Origin of the sequence: Streptomyces geranii, assembly GCF_002954775.1 — a bacterium.
Taxonomy (GTDB): domain Bacteria; phylum Actinomycetota; class Actinomycetes; order Streptomycetales; family Streptomycetaceae; genus Streptomyces; species Streptomyces geranii.
Map to the genome: position 1 here is coordinate 46,381 of NZ_PJME01000005.1, position 20,545 is coordinate 66,925.

The window sequence follows — 20,545 nt, forward strand, 5'->3', positions numbered from 1 at the left end:
CCGCCCTCACACCGTCACTAACTCACCCACCCGCCCTCAACCCCGCCCCCACCCCCTCAGGCACTCCCCTCAGACACCCGCCTCCGCCGCATCGCCCACCCGCCGCGTCAACGCCGCCGCTGCCGCGCCGACCAGCCCCGCGTCCGTACCCATCTGCGCCGGTACGATCTCCAGCCGCTGGACGAACGACAGCGTCGCATACGTCTTCAGGGCCGCGCGCAGGGGTGTGAACAGGACGTCGCCCGCCTTGCCCACCCCGCCGCCGATCACCGCGACGTCGATCTCCACCAGGGTCGCCGTGGCCGCGATGCCCGCCGCCAGCGCTTGGGCCGCACGGGCGAACGAGGCGACCGCGACCGGGTCGCCGGCCCGGGCCGCCTCGGCCACGGCGGCGGCCGAGGTGTCGCCGTCGGGGCCCGGTTGCCAGCCGTTCGCCAGGGCGCGGCGGGCGATGTTGGGGCCGCTGGCGATGCGCTCCACACAGCCACGGGAGCCGCAGGCGCAGGGTTCGCCGTCGAGTTCGACGCTGATGTGGCCGATGTGGCCCGCGTTGCCGGTGGGGCCGGGGTGCAGCCGACCGTTGAGGACCAGGCCGCCGCCGACGCCGGTCGAGACGACCATGCACAGCGCGTTGTCGTGGCCGCGGGCGGCGCCCTGCCAGTGCTCGGCCGCCGTGATCGCCACGCCGTCACCGATCAGCTCGACGGGCAGTCCGCCGGTCGCGGCGCGGACGCGGTCGACGAGCGGGTAGTCGCGCCAGCCGGGTACGTTCACCGGGCTCACCGTGCCGGTGGAGGCGTCCACCGGCCCCGCGCTGCCGATGCCGACGGCGCTCGCGCTTCCCCACAGCGGCGATCCGGTCAGCTCGGCGACGACCTCCTCGACGGCCCGCATCACGGTCTCGCCGTCCTCCCGCGCGGGCGTCGGGCGCTGCGCGCGCAGCAGGATCCGGCCGTGGCCGTCCACCAGCGCTCCGGCGATCTTGGTGCCGCCGATGTCGAGCGCGGCCACGAGGTCGGTGTGCATCAGTGTCAGATCTCCCTGTAGACCAAGGTAAAAAGGGCAGACCGGTCTGACGGTGGGGCGCAGGCCGGAGATAGCGGTGGACAGTGTCCCCTGGATCTGACAACGTTGTCCAGGCTCTATGCTCGACGCCACATCCTCATACATACACAGGGACGACGCATCCCCCCGGCCGGAAGATGGTCCGGAGCACGGTCGTGGACAGCCCATGGGCACCCATGGACAGCCACAGACGGTCGTGAACCACCATGGATCAGCACGGACGACCGGCCGGGGATCGCCGTGGTCCCGTGGACGACAGGACAGGACAGCGCATCGTGGCCGACACCGCCCGCCGCCCGGAGAACCGTTACGGCAACCGTCCGACGATGAAGGACGTGGCCGCACGGGCCGGGGTCGGACTCAAGACGGTCTCGCGTGTCGTGAACGGCGAGCCGGGGGTCACCCCGGAGACCGAGCGCCGGGTGCAGGAGGCGATCGACGCGCTGGGTTTCCGCCGCAACGACAGCGCGCGGGTGCTGCGCAAGGGCAGTACGGCGAGCATCGGCCTGGTCCTGGAGGATCTCGCCGACCCGTTCTACGGCCCGCTGAGCCGCGCGGTCGAGGAGATCGCGCGGGCGCACGGCGCGCTGCTGATCAACGGGTCGAGCGCCGAGGACCCGGACCGTGAGCAGGAGTTGGTGCTGGCGCTGTGCGCGCGGCGTGTGGACGGGCTGGTGATCATCCCGGCCGGTGACGACCACCGCTATCTGGAGCCCGAGCTGAAGGCGGGCGTCGCCACGGTGTTCGTGGACCGACCGGCCGGGCAGATCGACGCCGACGTCGTCCTGTCGGACAGCTTCGGCGGCGCGCGCGACGGCGTGGCCCATCTGATCGCGCACGGGCACCGCAGGATCGGCTTCATCGGCGACATGCCCCGTATCCACACCTCCGCCGAGCGGCTGCGCGGCTATCGCGCGGCGATGGAGGACGCGGGGATACCGATCGAGGACGCGTGGATGTCCCTCGGCGTCACCGACCCGGAGCGGGTGCGCCGCGCGGCCGAGGAGATGCTCACCGGGCCGTCCCCGGTCACGGCGGTCTTCGCGGGCAACAACCGCGTGACGGTCACGGTCGTCCGGGTCCTGGCCGAACACCGCCGTCCCGTCGCCCTGGTGGGCTTCGACGACTTCGAACTCGCCGACCTGCTGCAGCCGGGTGTCACGGTCGTCGCCCAGGACGCGGCCCAGCTCGGCCGCACGGCCGCCGAACGCCTCTTCCGCCAGCTGGACGGCACCCTGATCACCCCGGAGCGCATCGAACTCCCGACCAGGCTGATCACCCGGGGCTCGGGCGAACTGCCCCCGGCGGGCTGAGCCGGCCGATGCCCACCCTGGAGTCCCTGGGCCTGGCGCGGGCCCCGCGCGACCACCCGCTCACCTATCCGGGCGTCTGGCCGGCCGAGTCCGGAGTCCTGGACGGCGACACCTTCCTCCCGCTCACCCTCACCCGCCCCTTCCGCCTCCCGGACCGCGTGCCCGTCCTCGCCGTCGGCTCCAACGCGTCCCCCGGTCAACTCCGGCACAAAATGGCGGAGTACGACCTCCACGCACCGCTCCCGATGACCCGGGCCAGGGTCACCGGCATCGACGTCAGCGTCTCGGCCCATGTCAGCCTGCTCGGGTATGTCTCGGCGTCGCCCGTCAACGCCCCGGGAAACGTCCGGGAGTTGTTCGTGACCTGGCTCGACCAGGACCAGCTCGCCGTCATCGACGCCAGCGAGGGGGTGCCGGTGCCGACAGGCCCGTACGACCGTGTCTGGCTCCCCTCCCCCGACGTGACCGTCGAGTTGGAGTCCGGCGAGCGCCTTCCCGGCGTGTACGCCTACGTCAACCGGCACGGAGTGCTGCGCGACGGGTCCGGAAGTCCGCGCCCGCATCCGGGAGAACGCCAACTGCTCGCCGAACTCCTCGGCGGTTCACCGGGGTTGAGGGAGCTGTTCGGCGAAACTCCCGAGGAGTTCTGCGCCCGGGCCCGCTTCGACCGGGACCGGTGCGACCGGGGTACGCGGCTGTTCGCGGCGGAGGGGCTGGTGGTCGCGTCCGGTCTGGAGCCGTACGTACGGGCTCAGCAGACCGGGAGTCCGGGGACCGCGAGGTCGTTGTCGCCGCCCTGGATGTAGACGACGCTGACGTGGACGTCGGTGTTTCCGCTGTCGTCGTCGGTCCGCGCCCACCAGGTGTTCGTCCACTCGCCGGCCGTCTCGCGGCGGTCCAGGTGCTCCTGGCAGAAGAAATAGTTGGTGCCCGCCTTGAGGACGCCCACCTCGGTGCCCGCGGCGTCGTAGGACTTGGCGGTGCGCCAGACCGTGCAGTTGTACTTGCCCGCGCCGATGGACTCGCAGGCGGGGGTGTCGTCGGCGCTGGGGGTCGCTCCGGTGCCGCCGCCGCCCGTCGTCCCGCTGTCCGTGCTCCGGCTCGGGGACGGGGTCGCGCTGTCCCCGGGGTCGGTGGTCTCCGCTCCGTCGTCCGGGGTCGGGTTCGGGTTCGGGGAACTCGGGGTGTCCTTGCCGGTGGGGGTGTCCTCGGCGGAGGGTTCCGGTTCGGAGTCGCCGGTGCCCGTGGCGGGTGGGACGACTCGGCTGTCGGTCGTCGCCTTGGCGCCGGCGCGCGCCTTGGTGTCGTCGTCGCTGCCGACCAGCGCGACGGTGGTTCCGGCGGCGCCGAGGACGACGGTGACGGCCGCCGCGGCGAGCAGCACGCGTGCCTTGCGATGGGGCCGGACGGGGGCCTGGGTGGAGACGCTGGTCGGGTCCGAGGGACCGGCGGGGGCGGGGAGGGGGTCGGCGGGGCCGAAACCAGGCGTCCCGGAGGCGAGGGGCTCGGGCGGGCCGAATCCCGGGGTCGGTGTGTGCCGCTCGGCCCCGGCGGCGGGCGGGACCTGCTCGGCGGGCCCGAATCCCGGCGGCACCGCCGGGCCGCTCGGCTCCGCCAAGTCACCGTCACCGACACCGGCATACGCATCTGACGCCACGGCTCCTGCGGCCCCGTACCGCCGCAGTTCGGTCGTCAGCCGTTCCGTCGTGCCGGGCTCGGACGTCGCCACCGTCTCCAGCAGACCGCGAGCGGTCGCCGCGTCCGGGCGTTCCTCGGGCTGCTTGTCCATCAGCAGGCGCAGGACCGGGCCCAGGGCGCCGGCCTGGCGGCAGTCGGGAAGGGGCTCGGCCACGATCGCGGTGAGGGTGGACCAGGTCGACGTACGGCGGAAGGGCGAGGCGCCCTCGACGGCCGCGTAGAGAGTGGCGCCCAGGGCCCAGATGTCGGAGGCGGGGACCGGGTTGTTGCCCTGGGCGCGCTCGGGGGCCAAGTAGTCCAGGGAGCCGACGAGTTCGCCGCTGCGGGTGAGGTTGGTGTCCGAGCCGTCGCCCGGGTCCTCCATCCTGGCGATGCCGAAGTCGGTCAGGACGACCCGGCCCGAGGCCTCCAGCAGGATGTTGCCGGGCTTCACGTCGCGGTGCAGGACGCCGACGCGGTGGGCGGCGGCCAGTGCGTCCATGACCTGGGCGCCGATCCGGGCGGCCTCGCGCGGGTCGAGGGTGCCGCGCTCGGCCAGGACGGCGTCCAGGGAGCGGCCCTCCACCAGTTCCATGACGATCAGCGGGCGGCCGTCGACCTCCGCGACGTCATGGACGGCGACGACCCCGGTGTGCCGGATCCGGGCCGCCGCGCGGGCCTCGCGCTTCATCCGCAGGCGCAGGGCGGCGAGTTCGGGCGCGGCGGCGTCCGTGAACGTCCGCAGTTCCTTGACGGCGACCTCACGGCCGAGGACCTCGTCGACCGCGCGCCAGACAATTCCCATGCCGCCGCGCCCGAGCTGGCCCACGACCCGGTAGCGGCCTGCGAGCAGGCGGCCGGTGCCGTCCTTGCGCTCCCCCAGCCGTTCCCCCGGCTGTCCGGCCGTCTGTCCCTGCTCCGCCGAAGACACCGTTGCCCCGTTCCTATGACCCGCCCGTGTGTTCGTACAGATTACGGGGCTCGTGTGACAGTACGAGAACGCGGCCACGGTTGTGACAAGGACGCGACCCGGCGGGTCGGGGCCGGTGTGAGAACCTGGGCGGCCTCCGGGCCTGCGACGAGAGGGACAGCCGACGTGGACCGCATCAGAACCGTCTCGCTCCGGGAGGCCGACGAGGCCTTCGGCGTCCGCTCGTTGTTCCACCTGGACCGGCCCGCCGACGACACGGAGGTGCTCGTCCTGCCGGGCGATTCGGCCCTGGAGAACCTGCCGCTGGACTTCTCCCACCTCGACGCCTGGTCCGGGCTGACGAAGGCCCACCCCGACATGTTCCTCGGCCTGGTCGTCGACGGGAGCCTCACCGTCGCCGACTGGATCACCAACTGGGAGTGGGACTTCGGCCCCTTCCTCCTGGTGCGCGGCGACGTACGGGCGAGGAACTTCGCCACCGCGGGCAGCGAGGTCGTCGTCGAGGGCGACCTGGAGGTGACGCAGACCGTCGCCGGCGTCTACAACCACGGTCGTACCGTCGTCCGGGGCCGCACCCGCGCGGAGGTCGTGCTCACCGCCGAGCATCTGACCGAGTTCCACGGCGGTCTCGACGCCGAACTGGGCATCGCCGGGAACTTCATGCGGGTCGGGGACCCGGCGGGGGTCCGGGTCGCTGCCTGGTCGGGCTACGTCTGCGACCTGCGGGGCAACATCCTGCCGGACCTCGGTACGCGGTCCACCCGGGCGCTTCGGGCGCTCGACCCCGACTTCCGGGAACTCGACAGCAGGACGATCCTGAAGGCGATGGAGGCGGGCCGCTCCCTGCTCGCCGGGCCGCCCACGGACACGGACGCGGACACGGACACGGACACGACCGACGATCCGGCCGACGCGATCCGGCACGTCCTGCTGCAGGCGGGCCGCAGGCGGCACGACCGGTGGGACGACGGTTTCGTCGTGGGCCGCAACACCGCACCGGTCGAGGCACCGTCCGAGGCAACGTTCGAGGTGTACTTCTGCGAGGCCGACGAACCGGACGAGCCCGGCACCCCAGGCGCCCCGGAACCCCTGGACCCCGAGGCGGAACTGAGCCGCTACGCGGAGGCCCTGAGCGCCGCAGGCTACGCGGTGGCCGTCGATCCCCACGACGAGGACGTTCTGCAGGTCGGCAGCCGCCCCACCCCGCCGGAGACAGGACCATGATCCGGTAGAGCGATATTCACACAGGCGGACGATTCCCAGGACCTACGCTCCCGGGCATGACCAAGTTCTTCGCCACTGTCTGCCTGCCGCCGACCCCGCCCCGCAAGGTGCCCCAGGCGGTGGCCGCGATCATGGCGCCGTACAACTCCGAACTCACCGAGGAGTGGCGTCCGGACGGCCACTGGGACTGGTGGGCCATCCACTCCGGCACGGGCAGCGCCTACCTCGTGCTGCCGCAGCACGACGGCGACCGCAGGCTCGTCACGGCGAAGTCCGTTCCGCGCAGGAAGGCCAAGCTCGACGCCCTCGGGCCGCTGGAGTGCCACGGCGGGCCTCGGGGGCTGCTCGACTTCGACGGGATGCGGAACCGGGCGGTGCGCGCAGAGGACGACCTGCTCGCCGCCTGGACCGAGCTGACCGCGACACACCCGCCGGCCCGCCCGTTCACCGACTTCCTCGCCCGCCACGAGGCCGATCCGGAGAAATACTCCCGGTCGGACGCCAAGGCGGATCATCTGGCCCAGCCGCTCGTGCAGGAGGTGGCCCAGCGAGCCGTCAGGGGCGACCCGCACTTCGGTACGTCGTTCTTGCTGAACGACCCGGTCGCGTACTTCGCGCACGACCACGAGGAGGTCCGGCGGTGGGCGGTCCGGGTTGCCGTGCCCGGCTTCGCCCTGGTCGCCCTGGACGGCTCATGGACAGACGCGGGAATGGACCCGGAGACAGACACCGACGACCACTGGGACCGGGCCAACCGCTACCTCGACGACCTGGACGGCGAGGCCGTCGTCGTGAACGTCCTCTGCCACTGCTGAGCCCACGACTGAGCCCACGACCACGGCCGATCAGGCCTGGCTGGGCCCCGGCCGGGCGAAGCCCTCCAGGTCGGCGCGGGTCAGCCCCTCCGTCACCCGGGTCACCTCGGCCGCGTCGAGGGCGCCGCAGTCCAGGCCGCGCAGCAGATAGCCGCTGAGGGCCTTGGCGGTGGCGGGCTCGTCCATGACGTCGCCGCCGGCGCGGTTGGCGTAGCGGGAGAGCCGGGCGGCGGCCTGTGCGTAGCCCTCGCGGTAGAAGGCGAAGACGGCCGCGTACCGGGTCGGGATGTGCCGGGGGTGCATGTCCCAGCCCTGGTAGTAGGCGCGGGCGAGGGCGCGGCGGGTGAGGCCGTAGTGCAGCCGCCAGGCCGCGTGGACCTGTTCGGTCGGGCCGACCGGCAGGACGTTGGTGGAGCCGTCCGAGACGCGTACGCCGGTGCCGGCCGCCGCGACCTGCATGATCGCCTTGGCGTGGTCGGCGGCCGGGTGGTCGCTGGCCTGGTGGGCGGCGGAGACGCCGAGGCAGGCGCTGTAGTCGAAGGTGCCGTAGTGCAGGCCGGTGGCGCGGCCCTCGGCGGCCTGGATCATCCGGGCGACGGTGGCGGTGCCGTCGGTGGCGAGGATGGCCTGGCTGGTCTCGATCTGGATCTCGAACCCGATCCGGCCGGGTTCCAGGCCCCGCGCCTTCTCGAACTCCTCCAGCAGCCGGACCATCGCGGTGACCTGCTCGGCGTACGTCACCTTGGGCAGGGTGAGCACCAGCCCGTCGGGCAGACCGCCGCCGGCCTCCATCAGCCCCGTGAGGACGATGTCGAGGGTGCGGATGCCCCGGTCGCGCACGGGTGCCTCCATGCACTTCATGCGGATGCCCATGTACGGGGCTGCCGTGCCCTTCTCGTACGCCTCGGTGATCAGCCGGGCCGCGCGGGCCGCCGCCTCGTCCTCCTCGGCGTCCGGGCGCGGGCCGTAGCCGTCCTCGAAGTCGACCCGCAGGTCCTCGATCGGCTCGTGCTCCAGCTTTGCGCGGACCCGGTCGTGGACGGCTTCGGCGAGGTCGCCGGAGAGCCCGAGGACGGCGGCGAAGGAAGCGGCGTCCGGGGCGTGTTCGTCGAGGGCGGCGAGGGCCTGGTCGCCCCAGGAGCGGACGGTGTCGGCGGCGAAGACGTCCCCGGGGACGTACACGGTGTGGACGGGCTGGCGGGTGCCGGGGTCACCGGGGTAGCGGCGTGCCAGCTCCGCGTCGACGGGTGCGAGGGAGGCGCTGATCGCCTCGCCGACGGCACCCGCGAGACTCGTCACGACCTTCTCCTGCCGGCCCTGCCCCATTCCACGCCTCCATTTTCCGCACTTCGGAATCCACAATCCGTAGAGCGAAGCTAACTTCCGATCTTCACCCCGGTCAACACCGTCTCGAAAAGGGATTTCCCAAGCTCGTCCCCCTGATCACTGCTGACCCGGCATCTTCTTCCGTATTCACTGTGCAAGGTTCATCCTGATCCGAAGGGGAGGAGATCGCGTGCCGAAAGAGGTCGGAGTGACGCGTCGTCAAGGACTCAAGTCCGCGGCGGCCGTCGCCATCGCCGTGCCGCTGCTGACCACGGCGGGCTCGTCCAAGCCGGCGGTCGCCGGTGAGCACCCGGGCGCTCTGAACGTCATGACGTTCAACGTGCGCTTCGCGACCGTCGTCGACGAGACACCACGCTGGACCGTGCGCAGGCCCGTGATGCGGGAGCTGCTGCGCCGCGAGCGCCCCCACGTCATCGGCACCCAGGAGGGGCTCTACCAGCAGGTGCGCATGATCGAGAAGGACCTCGGCGGGCACTACGACTGGATCGGCACCGGGCGCGGGGGCGGCAGCAAGGACGAGTTCATGGCGGTCTTCTACGACACCCGCAGACTCGAACCGATCGAGTTCGACCACTTCTGGCTGTCGGACACCCCGTACACGATCGCCTCCAACACCTGGGGCGCGGACTGGCTGCGCATGGTGACGTGGGTGAAGTTCGCCGATCTCGCCGACGGGGGGCGGGAGTTCTACGTACTCAACACCCATCTGGACAGCGTCAGCCAGTACGCCCGGGAGCGCTCGGCCGGGCTCATCGGCGAGACGATCTCCGGGTGGGACCCCGCGCTGCCGGTGGTCGTCACCGGCGACTTCAACTCGGCCGCCCACGACAACCGGGTGTACGACCTGATGCTGGAGATCGGGCTCGTCGACACCTGGGACACGGCGGACTCCCGCAGTCCGCTGTACGGGACGTTCCCCGCGTACCGGACGCCCAAGCCCGGCGGTCGGCGCATCGACTGGATCCTGACCTCGCCCGGGGTGCGGACCCACTGGGCGTCGATCAACAACTTCTCCGTCGACGGGATGTATCCGAGCGACCATCTGCCGGTGCAGGCCTCGCTGACGCTGGGGTGAGCCGGTCAGGCCCCGGGACGGGACGAGGCCCCCGCGACCGGTCGTACGGTCGCGGGGGCCTCGAACGCTCTGACAGCTTCCGACTGCTCAGGAGGCTCAGCCCTTACGGGCGTTGATCTCCTCGGTGAGCTGCGGGACGACGTCGAAGAGGTCGCCGACGACGCCGTAGTCGACGAGGTCGAAGATCGGGGCCTCGGCGTCCTTGTTGACGGCCACGATGGTCTTCGAGGTCTGCATACCGGCGCGGTGCTGGATGGCGCCGGAGATGCCGTTGGCGATGTAGAGCTGCGGGGAGACCGACTTGCCGGTCTGGCCGACCTGGTTGGTGTGCGGGTACCAGCCCGCGTCCACGGCGGCGCGCGAGGCGCCGACGGCCGCGCCGAGGGAGTCGGCGAGCGCCTCGATGATCGGGAAGTTCTCGGCGCCGTTGACGCCACGGCCGCCGGAGACGACGATCGCGGCCTCGGTCAGCTCCGGACGCCCGGTCGACTCGCGCGGGGTGCGCGCGGTGACCTTGGTGCCGGTGGCCTGGGCGGAGAAGGTGACGGCGAGCGCCTCGACCGCGCCGGCGGCCGGGGCGGCCTCCACGGCGGCCGAGTTCGGCTTGACCGTGATGACCGGGGTGCCCTTGGCGATGCGGGACTTGGTGGTGAAGGACGCGGCGAACGCGGACTGCGTGGCCACCGGACCCTCGTCACCGGCCTCCAGGTCGATGGCGTCGGTGATGATGCCGGAGCCGATGCGCAGCGCGAGGCGGGCGGCGATCTCCTTGCCCTCGGCGGAGGACGGCACCAGGACGGCGGCCGGGGAGACCGAGTCGTACGCGGCCTGGAGGGCGTCGACCTTCGGGACGACCAGGTAGTCGGCGTACTCGGCGGCCTCGTGGGTGAGGACCTTGACGGCGCCGTGCTCGGCGAGCGCGGCGGCGGTGTCGGCGGCGCCGTTGCCCAGCGCGACGGCGACGGGCTCGCCGATGCGGCGGGCGAGGGTCAGCAGCTCCAGGGTGGGCTTGCGGACGGCGCCGTCCACGTGATCGACGTAGACGAGAACTTCAGCCATGGGACTTCTACTCTCCTGCTTGCGGAAGATGAGGGGCGGTCTGCGGGAACGGGCTCGACGAGCCTCGAACGGGGCCTAGATGAACTTCTGGCCCGCGAGGAACTCGGCGAGCTGCTTGCCGCCCTCGCCCTCGTCCTTGACGATCGTGCCGGCCGTGCGCGCCGGGCGCTCGGTCGCGGAGTCGACCGCGGAGTACGCGCCCTCCAGGCCGACCTCCTCGGCCTCCAGGTCGAGGTCCGACAGGTCCCAGGCCTGAACCGGCTTCTTCTTCGCGGCCATGATGCCCTTGAAGGACGGGTAACGCGCCTCGCCGGACTGGTCGGTGACCGACACGACGGCCGGGAGGGAGGCCTCAAGCTGCTCGGAGGCGGAGTCGCCGTCACGACGGCCCTTGACGACGCCGTCCTCGACGGAGACCTCGGAGAGCAGCGTGACCTGCGGGACACCCAGACGCTCGGCGAGCAGCGCCGGTACGACACCCATGGTGCCGTCGGTGGAGGCCATGCCGGAGATCACCAGGTCGTAGCCGGCCTTCTCGATCGCCTTGGCGAGCACCAGGGAGGTGCCGATGGCGTCGGTGCCGTGCAGGTCGTCGTCCTCGACGTGGATCGCCTTGTCGGCGCCCATCGACAGGGCCTTGCGGAGCGCGTCCTTGGCGTCCTCGGGGCCGACGGTCAGGACCGTGATCTCTGCGTCGTCGGCCTCGTCGGCGATCTGGAGCGCCTGCTCGACCGCGTATTCGTCGAGTTCCGAGAGCAGACCGTCCACGTCGTCACGGTCGACGGTCAGGTCATCGGCGAAGTGCCGGTCGCCAGTGGCGTCGGGCACGTACTTCACAGTGACAACGATCCTCAAGCTCACGCCGGCTCTCCTACTGCATCGTCTGTTCCGGTGTTCCGGGCTGCCTTCCTGCAAGGCAGCATAGGCGCCTCAAGCAGCCGATCCCGGTCGGGGCGGCCCGCGCTCCGAACGAAATATTACTCGCCAGTACACTCACTCCACACCTACTGAGCAAGCGCTTTGACGTGTGACCTTCGCAACGCAGCGTAACCGGAACCGGGCGCTGTCGCAGCATCGCCTAAATCACACTGTACCGACCGGTCGGTAACTCAGAGTGCAGGTCAGGCCCGGTCAGTCCCGGAGCCCGTTGAAGCGGCCCTGGTGGTAGAGCAACGGCCGCCCCGGGCCCGCCGGATCGCCCAGCACGACCTCGCCCAGGACGATCCGGTGGTCCCCGGCCGGCACGCGCGCGACGACCCGGCACACCAGCCAGGCGAGGACGCCGTCGAGGACGGGCACCCCTTCCGGGCCCTCGCGCCAGGCGGTGGGAGCGCCGAACCGGTCGGCGCCGCTGCGGGCGAAGGTCGCGGCGAGGTCGTGCTGGTGCTCGCCGAGTATGTGCACGCCGACATGGCCGGTGCCGGATATCGCGGGCCAACTGGAGGCGCCGGTGCTGATGCCGAAGGAGAGCAGCGGGGGTTCGGCGGAGACGGAGGCGAGGGAGGTGGCGGTGAAGCCGACGGGACCTGCGGGCCCCTGCGCGGTGATCACGGCGACTCCGGCGGCGTGCTGCCGGAAGACGGAGCGCAGGAGTTCGGGAGAGGCGGGGACGCTGGACCGGGAGGTGCCGAGGCCGGGCGTGGCCGTCATGGGCGTGTCCTTCTGCGGGAGGCGGTGAGCTGGGCGGCGGCTGCTCAACGGCCCGGACAGCGCGCACTCGCGGTGCGCACCAGGTCCACATGGACTCGCGCGTGGAGAAGGAGTTCCGGAGGCATAGGGTCAGGCTGACGATAGATGGTGCGCGCAGTCAAGTGCCTTCCGGCATCTGGGAGATGCGACACCGAACACACCATCAGCGGCCGTATCGGGATACGCCGACGCCCGACCGGCGGACAGCGGGACATCCGGCACACCTCACACGGCCTCCCCCAGCGCGGCGATCACATCGGCCTTGCGCGGCAGCCCGGTCGCCCGCCGCACGATCCGCCCGTCGGCGTCGAGCACCAGCACGGTGGGCGTCTTGAGGATGTCGAGCCTGCGTACGAGGTCCAGGTGCTCCTCGGCGTCGATCTCGACGTGGGTGACGCCGGGGACCAGTCCCGCCACCTCGCCGAGGACACGACGGGTGGCCCGGCAGGGCGCGCAGAAGGCGCTGGAGAACTGGACGAGCGTCGCCCGCTCGCCGAGGCCCTCGCCCAACTCGGCCGCGCCGAGCAGCTTTCCGTCGTCACGCCCGCGCACCCGCACCCGTCCGCTCCGCCGCCGATGCAGCACTCCGAAGGCGCTCGCCGCGACGAGCACTGCCACGCACACCACGATTCCGGTCATCCCCGACTCCAGCATTCACGTGACTGCAAAGATTCCCGTTGGCTCAAAACGTTTCTGCTGCGGAATGATCGCCTCATGGACATCGATGTGAGAGGGCCGCGTTTCGGGGCGGCCGTGACGACGGCCGTGCTGGCGGTCGTACTGGTCACCGGGAGCGCGTGGCTGCTGGCCTGGCAGACGCTGGCGTTCGCGCTGGGCGCGGCGGGTGGCGTGGGCCGCTCCCCGTACGGCTGGCTGTTCCGCAAGGCGGTCCGGCCGCGGCTCGGCCCGCCGACGGAGTTCGAGGCGCCGGAGCCGCCGCGGTTCGCGCAGGCGGTCGGGCTGGTCTTCGCGGGCGTCGGGCTCGCCGGGTACGGGCTGGGTGTGGAGTGGCTGGGAATCACCGCGACCGGTGCGGCGCTGGCGGCGGCGTTTCTCAACGCGGCGTTCGGGTACTGCCTCGGATGCGAGATGTACCTGCTCGTACGACGGGTGACGGTACGCGCGGAGTAAAGGCGGCTTAAAAGCGCGAGGTGGATCAAGGGAGGACGTGACAAGTATCTCGCCGTTCACCGGCACGAGGGCTGGCCACTCGTCCGTTCTTCGGGCACGATCTGCGCAACGCTGTAAAACCTACGGCTGCGTAACTTTCCCGCCGGGAACCCCCTTCCCAGGCAGAACAGAGAGAAGGGTCATCCCCGTCCATGGCTGAGCTTGTCTACCGTCCCGCCATCGGTCTCGCCCAGACACTGTTCAAGACCTGGGATCTGAAGATCGACCTCAAGGGGTCGGAGAACATCCCGCGCTCGGGTGGGGCGGTGCTGGTGAGCAACCACATCGGCTACCTGGACTTCATCTTCGACGGTCTCGCGGCGCTCCCCCAGAAGCGCCTGGTGCGCTTCATGGCGAAGGAGTCGGTGTTCCGGCACAAGGTCTCCGGCCCGCTGATGCGGAACATGAAGCACATCCCCGTGGACCGCAAGAACGGCGAGGCGGCGTACGCGCACGCCCTGGACTCGCTCCGCTCGGGCGAGATCGTGGGCGTCTTCCCCGAGGCCACGATCTCGCAGTCGTTCACGCTGAAGAGCTTCAAGTCCGGCGCCGCGCGCATGGCCCAGGAGGCGGGCGTCCCGCTGATCCCGATGGCCGTGTGGGGCACGCAGCGTCTGTGGACGAAGGGGCACCCGCGCAACTTCAAGCGCAACCACATCCCGATCACGATCCGGGTGGGCGAGGCGATCGAGGCGTCGCGGGACAAGTACGCGGGTGCGCTCACGCGGCAGTTGCGTGAGCGTGTGAACGAGTTGCTCGAGGCGGCTCAGCGGGCGTATCCGGTGCGGCCCAAGGGGCCGGACGACACGTGGTGGATGCCGGCGCATCTCGGGGGGACGGCCCCGACTCCGGAAGAGGTTCGGGAGACCGAGGCGCGCTGAGGTTTTCCATCCCCTGCGGGTCCGTGGGGGCTTGTCGCGCAGTTCCCCGCGCCCCTTTGGGGCGCTCACCTCACGGTGATCTGTGCGCCGGGGTTGAACTTCTCCAGCAGCTCGGCGAGTTCGGCTCCGGCCGCGTCCCCCTCCGCGCCCGCCGTCGGAGGCAGGCACTCCAGCAGGAAGATCGCGGACGTGCTCTCCTCCGTGAGCCGCGTGCGCGGACCCTGGCGCCAGTTCCAGCGGCGGCAGGTGACGCCCGCGTCGTCGCACCACACGACCTCGCCGGCGTCGGGGTGCTCGACGACCTCCTCGCCGCCGGCCACGGTCACGAAGTCCTCCGTGCCGGTGGCGCGGACGAGGCGCATGCCGCCCTGGACGCGGTCGAGGTCCTCGCCGCCGACCGGGACGAGGTGGGCGACGCTGATCGCGTTGTAGAGGTCGACCAGGACGTTGATCCGGGGCAGCCCGCCGTCCGCCAGGGCCCGCTTGGCGAGCGCCTCGGCCGAGTTGCGGGTGCGGTTCGGCTTGGAGCCGAACGCCGTGTACACGTCCCGCCAGGCGGCGATGTGCGCGTCCTCGTGCGGGGCACGGCCGTCCAGGCGTACGGCGAGCCGGCGGGCCGCGTCGTCCAGGAGCGCGGAACTGGCGTCGGTGCTGGGCCCGTTGACGAGCCCGTGCGCCTCGATGGCGACGTGGGCGAAACCGGGCGCGAGCGCGCGCACCTCGTCGGACACGGTCAGGGTGAGAGTCATCGCTTGCCTCAGAGTGCGGTGGGGAGCGTCTTCCAGAGATACGACCGGTCGGGCGCGGCCTTCAGCACGCTCAGCACGACCGGATGAGGTTCAGCGTACAGTACTGGATAGTCCACCTCATTGGACTCCGCGTCCGGGACCCACGCCAGCCGCTCCCCGCCGAGGGAGAACCGCGCGTCGACGCCCGCCTTGTTGCCGCGCGGGTCCTGCCGGTGCCAGGCGCCGTTGAAGCGGACGGCGACCAGCCCGTGCACGACATGACCGCTCCCGCCGTCGTGCGCGAGCCGCTGGTAACAGAACGCCGTGGGGATGTCCTCGGCACGCAGCAGCGCGGCCAGCGCATGAGCCTTGGCATAGCAGATGCCGGTGCGCTGCTCCAGCACGGTGGAGGCCCGCCAGGTGACGCGCGGGTCGCCGCTGTCGGCGGAGTGCGGGATGGTGTCGCGCACGAAGTCGTACGCGGCTCGCGCATAGGCATACGAGTCGGCGGCACCCTTGGCGAGTCGCGCGGCAGTCTCCCGCACCAGCGGGTGCTGGTGGTCGATGACCTCGTCGGCGACCAGATAGGCGGACAGGTCAGGGGTGTCCTGGATCAGCTCCATGGGTCGAGAGCATAGAAAAGCGATCACCCGAGAGTCAATGACTTTTCAGGTGACCGCATATCTATGCATGCCTTCCGGTGCGCCCGCGTTCGCGCGCGTCCTCCTAACGCGCCATCTCCTCCTTCAGCGCCGCCACGAACGCGTCCACGTCGTCCTCGGTCGTGTCGAAGGCGCACATCCAGCGGACGTCGCCCGCCGTCTCGTCCCAGAAGTAGAAGCGGAAGCGCTTCTGCAGGCGTTCGCTCACGTCGTGCGGCAGGCGGGCGAAGACCGCGTTCGCCTGGACCGGGTGCAGGATCTCGACGCCGTGCACGGCTCGTACGCCCTCCGCGAGGCGCTGGGCCATCGCGTTGGAGTGGCGGGCGTTGCGCAGCCAAAGGTCCTTGGCGAGCAGCGCCTCCAACTGCACCGAGACGAAGCGCATCTTGGAGGCGAGCTGCATGGACAGCTTGCGCAGGTGCTTCATGTGGCTGACCGCGTCCTGGTTGATCACCACGACCGCCTCACCGAAGATCGCGCCGTTCTTCGTCCCGCCCAGCGACAGGATGTCGACCCCGACCGCGTTGGTGAACGTCCGCATCGGGACGTCGAGCGAGGCCGCCGCGTTCGCTATGCGGGAACCGTCCAGGTGGACCTTCATGCCGTGCGCGTGGGCGTGGTCGCAGATCGCGCGGATCTCGTCCGGGGTGTAGAGGGTGCCCAGTTCCGTGCTCTGGGTGATGGAGACGACCTGCGGCATCGCGCGGTGCTCGTCGTCCCAGCCGTACGCCTGCCGGTCGATCAGGTCGGGGGTCAGCTTGCCGTCCGGGGTGGGCACCGTGAGGAGTTTGAGGCCGCCCATGCGTTCGGGGGCGCCGCCCTCGTCGACGTTGATGTGCGCGCTCTCGGCGCAGATCACGGCGCCCCAGCGGTCGGTGACCGCCTGCAGCGCGACGACGTTGGCCCCGGTGCCGTTGAAGACGGGGAACGCCTCCGCGGTGGCCCCGAAGTGGCTGCGGACGATCCGCTGGAGGTTCTCCGTGTAGTCGTCCTCGCCGTACGCGACCTGGTGCCCGCCGTTGGCCAGGGCCAGGGCGGCGAGCACCTCGGGGTGGGCCCCCGCGTAGTTGTCGCTGGCGAAGCCTCGGTTCTCCGGGTCGTGGTGACGGCGTGCGTCGGTCTTCGGAGGGTTCACGGCTTCTCGGTGAGCCACAGACGTTTCCCGTTCACTTCATCGGCGGGCCGGTCCCAGACGCCGACGACGGCCTCGGCCAGCTCCTTGACGTCGGTGAAGCCCGCGAACTTCGCGTTGGGGCGCTCCGCGCGCATCGCGTCGTGCACCAACGCCTTCACGACCAGGATCGCAGCCGCCGAAGTCGCTCCGTCGGCCCCCTCCGAGGTCCCGGCCTTGCGGAAGTAGTCGCCCATGGCGAGCGTCCACGCCTCGGCTGCGGCCTTGGCGGCGGAGTACGCGGCGTTGCCCGCCGTCGGGTTGCTCGCACCGGCGGCGCTGATCAGGACGTACCGGCCGCGTTCGCTGCGCTGGAGCGCCTCGTGGAAGGCGAGGGAGGTGTGCTGGACGGTGCGGATGAGCAGCAGTTCCAGCAGGTCCCAGTCGTCGAGGACGGTCTTGGTGAAGGTCTCGCTGCCGCGCCAGCCGCCGACGAGGTGGACCAGGCCGTCGATCCGCCCGAAGTCCTTCTCGATCCGCGTCGCCCAGTCCCGGGTCGACTGCAGATCCAGCAGGTCGACGGTGTCGCCGACGACGGTGGCGCCGCCGTGGGCGTAGCTGGCCGCGTCCACGGCCTCCGCGAGCCGCTCCGGGTCGTTGTCCGCGCCGACGACGGTCGCGCCCGCCTCGGCGAGCCTGAGCAGCGCCGCCCGGCCGGCCGGTCCGCCGGCGCCCGCGACCGCGATCACCGCACCGCTGAGAGCCCCGTTCCCCATGACCATCGCCTCCTGAGCAGTGACTTCGGTGGTGCGGTCGCTCATGCGGCGACCCGCTCGGCGCTCTCCGCGACGATCCCCTTGGTGGAGGCGATCACGTTCTTCAGCTTCTTGGAGAGGGCCTCATAGAACATGCTCAGCGGAAACTCGTCCGGAAGCACGTCGTCGACGAGTTTGCGGGGCGGCTGGTCCAGGTCCAGGGCGTCGGGACCCTTGGCCCAGCGGGAGCCCGGGTGCGGGGCGAGATAGGTGGAGACCAGCTCGTACGCCTTGAACCAGTGGACCAGCTTGGGGCGGTCGATGCCCTCGCGGTAGAGGGTCTCGATCTCGGCGCAGAGCTGGTTGGTGACCTGCGGGGCGCGCCGCCAGTCGATGTGCAGTTTGTTGTCGGTCCAGCGGACCACGCCGTGCTTGTGGAGGTAGGCGAAGAGGAGCTGGCCGCCGAGGCCGTCGTAGTTGCGGACGCGCTCGCCGGTGACCGGGAAGCGGAACATCCGGTCGAAGAGCACGGCGAACTGCACGTCACGGGCCTGCGGGACGCCCTCGGCCTCCAGCTTCACGGCCTCCTTGAAGGCGGTGAGGTCGCAGCGCAGCTCCTCCAGGCCGTACATCCAGAACGGCTGGCGCTGCTTGATCATGAAGGGGTCGAAGGGCAGGTCGCCGTGGCTGTGGGTGCGGTCGTGGACCATGTCCCACAGGACGAAGGCCTCCTCGCAGCGCTTCTGGTCGTGGACCATCGCGGCGACGTCGACGGGCAGTTCGAGGCCGAGGATGTCGACGGCGGCGTCGGTGACCCGGCGGAAGCGGGCCGCCTCGCGGTCGCAGAAGATCCCGCCCCAGGTGAATCGTTCCGGCGCCTCGCGCACGGCGATCGTCTCCGGGAAGAGGACGGCGGAGTTGGTGTCGTACCCGGCCGTGAAGTCCTCGAAGGTGATGCCGCAGAAGAGCGGGTTGTCGTAGCGGGTGCGCTCCAGCTCGGCCAGCCAGTCGGGCCAGACCATGCGCAGGACGACCGCTTCGAGGTTGCGGTCGGGGTTGCCGTTCTGCGTGTACATCGGGAAGACGACCAGGTGCTGGAGGCCGTCCGCGCGGCTCGCGGCGGGCTGGAAGGCCAGCAGCGAGTCGAGGAAGTCCGGCACCCGGAAACCGCTGTCCGACCAGCGGCGCAGATCCTTGGCCAGGGCCTGGTGGTAGTCGGTGTCGTGCGGCAGCAGCGGGGACAGTTCCGCGACGGCGTCCACGATCCGGCGGACCGCGAGATCGACGTCCGCGTGGTCCGGGGCGTCCTCCCGGTCGAAGTCGATCGATCCGTCCTTGGCCTGCCATGGCCGGATCTGCTCCACGGCATCCTTGAGCACGGGCCATGCCGGGTGCTCCACCACCCTGCCGAGCGGAAGAACCCGCTCGTCCACAACCGCCTGCACAAGAATTTCCGTCATGTCCCATCCTCCCCGGGAGAACCTCGCGTAAGAACACCGTATGCGCACGAGCTTCCCGAACACAACACGAGACAGGAGAGATTATCCTGCGCACCCCCATGGTCACCGGATTTTTTCCTGCCGGAAACCCGACAGGCGGCTACTTCCACTACCCGACGGTGGCCGGTCCACACCCCTGACCCAGCCATCACATCCGGCCGGCGGTTCCGGCGCGCCCGTACGGGTTCAATGCGGGGCCCGGCGGTTAGGCTGCGGCGGCAGCCGAGCCGCCGTCGACGGAAGCGAGTTGACCTTGAACTTCCTGACCATCGGGCACCGCGGAATCATGGGCGTCGAGCCCGAGAACACCCTTCGTTCGTTCGTCGCCGCCGAGCAGGCGGGCCTCGACATGATCGAACTCGATCTGCGCCTCAGCAGCGACGGCGCCCTCGTCGTCATGCACGACGCGGAAGTGGACCGCACGACGGACGGCACGGGGACCGTCGCCGACAAGTCCCTCGCCGAGCTGCGCGCCCTGGACGCGGGCCGCGACGAACGCGTACCGGTGTTCGAGGAGGTGCTGGACGCGGTCGGCGCACCGCTCCAGGCCGAGATCAAGGACACGGCGGCGGCCCGGGCGCTGGCCGAGGTGCTGGAACGCCGGCGACTGACGGACCGGGTCGAGGTGTCCTCCTTCCACGAGGAGGCGCTCGCCGAGATCACCCGCCTGGTGCCCGGCGTACGGACAGCCCTCATCGCCAGCCGCTACGGCACCGACGTCGTGGACCGCGCCACCCGCACCGGCGCCGCGACCGTCTGCCTGAACATCCGCCGCCTCACCCTGGAGATCGTCGAGCGGGCGAGGAAGGCGGACCTGCGGATCATCGGCTGGGTGGTGAACACCCAGGACCAGCTGCGGCTCGTACGGGCCCTGGAGCTGGACGGCGCGACGACCGACTACCCGCAGATCAAACGCACGGGCCGGTTCACGGCGTAGCGGTCACGCCAGTTCCTTGACCAGCAGCTCGAACTGCAGATCGTCGCGCTGCGGAATGCCGAAGCGCTCGTCGCCGTACGGGAAGGGGGTCATCTTTCCCGTACGGCGGTAGCCGCGCCGCTCGTACCAGGCGATCAGGTCGTCCCGTACGGAGATCACCGTCATGTGCATCTCACGGGCACCCCACGCCTCGCGCGCCGACCGCTCGGCCTCGGCGATGATCACCTTGCCGAGGCCCGCGCCCTGGAGGGCCGGGCTGACCGCGAACATGCCGAAGTAGGCGTGGTCGCCCCGGTGTTCGAGCTGGCAGCAGGCGACGACCCGGCCGTCCTGTTCGACGGCCAGCAGCCGGCTGTCGGCCGCCTTGATGACACCGAGCACGATCTGCGGATCACTCCGCTGCCCTTCGAGGATGTCCGCCTCAGTGGTCCAGCCGGCCCGGCTGGCGTCGCCCCGGTACGCCGACTCGATGAGCGCGACCAAGGCGTCGACGTCGGCCTCGGTGGCGTCACGGAAGGTCGGTCCGGTGGCTGTGGTGTCCATGACGGTGGTGCTCCGTTTTCTAGGAGTGCGCGTGTTCGTGATGCGTGTGTTTCCGCTGGGGTGT

General features: G+C 70.9%; 21 protein-coding genes. 8 read left to right on the forward strand and 13 right to left on the reverse strand.

The window, feature by feature from the left end:
• Positions 1-69 precede the first annotated feature (69 nt).
• Positions 70-1,026, reverse strand: coding sequence for an ROK family protein (locus CW359_RS09190; RefSeq protein WP_105969321.1), 957 nt, complete (start codon positions 1,024-1,026; stop codon positions 70-72).
• A gap of 287 nt (positions 1,027-1,313) precedes the next feature.
• Between CW359_RS09190 and CW359_RS09195 the strand changes: the two genes are divergently transcribed.
• Positions 1,314-2,378 carry a LacI family DNA-binding transcriptional regulator gene (locus CW359_RS09195; RefSeq protein WP_105969322.1) on the forward strand — a complete coding sequence of 355 codons (1,065 nt, stop codon included), beginning with the start codon at positions 1,314-1,316 and terminating at the stop codon, positions 2,376-2,378.
• Between the two features lie 8 nt (positions 2,379-2,386).
• Positions 2,387-3,184: a hypothetical protein gene (locus CW359_RS09200; RefSeq protein WP_105969323.1), complete on the forward strand. Its 798-nt coding sequence runs from the start codon at positions 2,387-2,389 to the stop codon at positions 3,182-3,184.
• On the opposite strand, the gene CW359_RS09205 is transcribed toward CW359_RS09200, so the two are convergent.
• On the reverse strand, positions 3,130-4,986 hold the full coding sequence (locus CW359_RS09205; RefSeq protein ID WP_105969324.1) for a serine/threonine-protein kinase: 1,857 nt from the start codon (positions 4,984-4,986) through the stop codon (positions 3,130-3,132). The genes CW359_RS09200 and CW359_RS09205 overlap by 55 nt on opposite strands.
• Before the next feature lie 165 nt (positions 4,987-5,151).
• Here CW359_RS09205 and CW359_RS09210 point away from each other — a divergent pair, with 165 nt between their 5' ends.
• Both CW359_RS09210 and CW359_RS09215 read left to right on the forward strand, forming a co-directional pair.
• Positions 5,152-6,210 carry a hypothetical protein gene (locus CW359_RS09210; protein WP_105969325.1) on the forward strand — a complete coding sequence of 353 codons (1,059 nt, stop codon included), beginning with the start codon at positions 5,152-5,154 and terminating at the stop codon, positions 6,208-6,210.
• A 56-nt stretch (positions 6,211-6,266) separates the two neighbouring features.
• On the forward strand, positions 6,267-7,025 hold the full coding sequence (locus tag CW359_RS09215) for a hypothetical protein (RefSeq protein ID WP_105969326.1): 759 nt from the start codon (positions 6,267-6,269) through the stop codon (positions 7,023-7,025).
• Positions 7,026-7,055: 30 nt separating this feature from the next.
• On the opposite strand, the gene CW359_RS09220 is transcribed toward CW359_RS09215, so the two are convergent.
• Complete coding sequence (locus CW359_RS09220) at positions 7,056-8,351, reverse strand: DUF6986 family protein (protein WP_105969327.1); 1,296 nt, start codon at positions 8,349-8,351, stop codon at positions 7,056-7,058.
• 190 nt (positions 8,352-8,541) lie between these two features.
• Between CW359_RS09220 and CW359_RS09225 the strand changes: the two genes are divergently transcribed.
• A complete protein-coding gene (locus CW359_RS09225) occupies positions 8,542-9,447 on the forward strand; it encodes an endonuclease/exonuclease/phosphatase family protein (protein WP_105969328.1) in 906 nt (301 codons plus the stop codon).
• A gap of 96 nt (positions 9,448-9,543) precedes the next feature.
• Here the strand turns inward: CW359_RS09225 and CW359_RS09230 are convergent, their stop codons facing one another.
• The 4 genes from CW359_RS09230 to CW359_RS09245 form a co-directional block, all read right to left on the reverse strand.
• Entirely contained in the window at positions 9,544-10,506 is a 963-nt protein-coding gene (locus tag CW359_RS09230) for an electron transfer flavoprotein subunit alpha/FixB family protein (RefSeq protein WP_105969329.1), read from the reverse strand.
• A 75-nt stretch (positions 10,507-10,581) separates the two neighbouring features.
• Complete coding sequence (locus CW359_RS09235) at positions 10,582-11,367, reverse strand: electron transfer flavoprotein subunit beta/FixA family protein (RefSeq protein ID WP_105969330.1); 786 nt, start codon at positions 11,365-11,367, stop codon at positions 10,582-10,584.
• Positions 11,368-11,637: 270 nt separating this feature from the next.
• A complete protein-coding gene (locus tag CW359_RS09240) occupies positions 11,638-12,156 on the reverse strand; it encodes a flavin reductase family protein (protein WP_105969331.1) in 519 nt (172 codons plus the stop codon).
• 264 nt (positions 12,157-12,420) lie between these two features.
• Complete coding sequence (locus tag CW359_RS09245; protein WP_105969584.1) at positions 12,421-12,834, reverse strand: thioredoxin family protein; 414 nt, start codon at positions 12,832-12,834, stop codon at positions 12,421-12,423.
• Between the two features lie 75 nt (positions 12,835-12,909).
• Between CW359_RS09245 and CW359_RS09250 the strand changes: the two genes are divergently transcribed.
• Entirely contained in the window at positions 12,910-13,326 is a 417-nt protein-coding gene (locus CW359_RS09250; protein ID WP_105969332.1) for a DUF4395 domain-containing protein, read from the forward strand.
• A 191-nt stretch (positions 13,327-13,517) separates the two neighbouring features.
• On the forward strand, positions 13,518-14,246 hold the full coding sequence (locus CW359_RS09255) for a lysophospholipid acyltransferase family protein (RefSeq protein WP_105969333.1): 729 nt from the start codon (positions 13,518-13,520) through the stop codon (positions 14,244-14,246).
• A 65-nt stretch (positions 14,247-14,311) separates the two neighbouring features.
• Here CW359_RS09255 and CW359_RS09260 read toward each other — a convergent pair whose 3' ends face one another.
• The 5 genes from CW359_RS09260 to CW359_RS09280 form a co-directional block, all read right to left on the reverse strand.
• The gene (locus CW359_RS09260) at positions 14,312-14,995 is read right to left on the reverse strand and encodes a B3/B4 domain-containing protein (protein WP_105969334.1); all 684 of its coding nucleotides are present in this window, start codon (positions 14,993-14,995) and stop codon (positions 14,312-14,314) included.
• A gap of 8 nt (positions 14,996-15,003) precedes the next feature.
• On the reverse strand, positions 15,004-15,597 hold the full coding sequence (locus CW359_RS09265) for a transglutaminase domain-containing protein (protein ID WP_105969335.1): 594 nt from the start codon (positions 15,595-15,597) through the stop codon (positions 15,004-15,006).
• 103 nt (positions 15,598-15,700) lie between these two features.
• Complete coding sequence (locus CW359_RS09270; RefSeq protein WP_105969336.1) at positions 15,701-16,771, reverse strand: threonine aldolase family protein; 1,071 nt, start codon at positions 16,769-16,771, stop codon at positions 15,701-15,703.
• Entirely contained in the window at positions 16,768-17,523 is a 756-nt protein-coding gene (locus tag CW359_RS09275) for an SDR family NAD(P)-dependent oxidoreductase (RefSeq protein ID WP_105969585.1), read from the reverse strand. The genes CW359_RS09270 and CW359_RS09275 overlap by 4 nt, the downstream gene beginning before the upstream one ends.
• 41 nt (positions 17,524-17,564) lie before the next feature.
• Positions 17,565-18,962, reverse strand: coding sequence for a DUF6421 family protein (locus CW359_RS09280; protein ID WP_105969337.1), 1,398 nt, complete (start codon positions 18,960-18,962; stop codon positions 17,565-17,567).
• Positions 18,963-19,254: 292 nt separating this feature from the next.
• Between CW359_RS09280 and CW359_RS09285 the strand changes: the two genes are divergently transcribed.
• Entirely contained in the window at positions 19,255-19,938 is a 684-nt protein-coding gene (locus CW359_RS09285; protein WP_105969586.1) for a glycerophosphodiester phosphodiesterase, read from the forward strand.
• Between the two features lie 3 nt (positions 19,939-19,941).
• Here the strand turns inward: CW359_RS09285 and CW359_RS09290 are convergent, their stop codons facing one another.
• Complete coding sequence (locus CW359_RS09290; RefSeq protein ID WP_105969338.1) at positions 19,942-20,481, reverse strand: GNAT family N-acetyltransferase; 540 nt, start codon at positions 20,479-20,481, stop codon at positions 19,942-19,944.
• Positions 20,482-20,545: the final 64 nt, after the last annotated feature.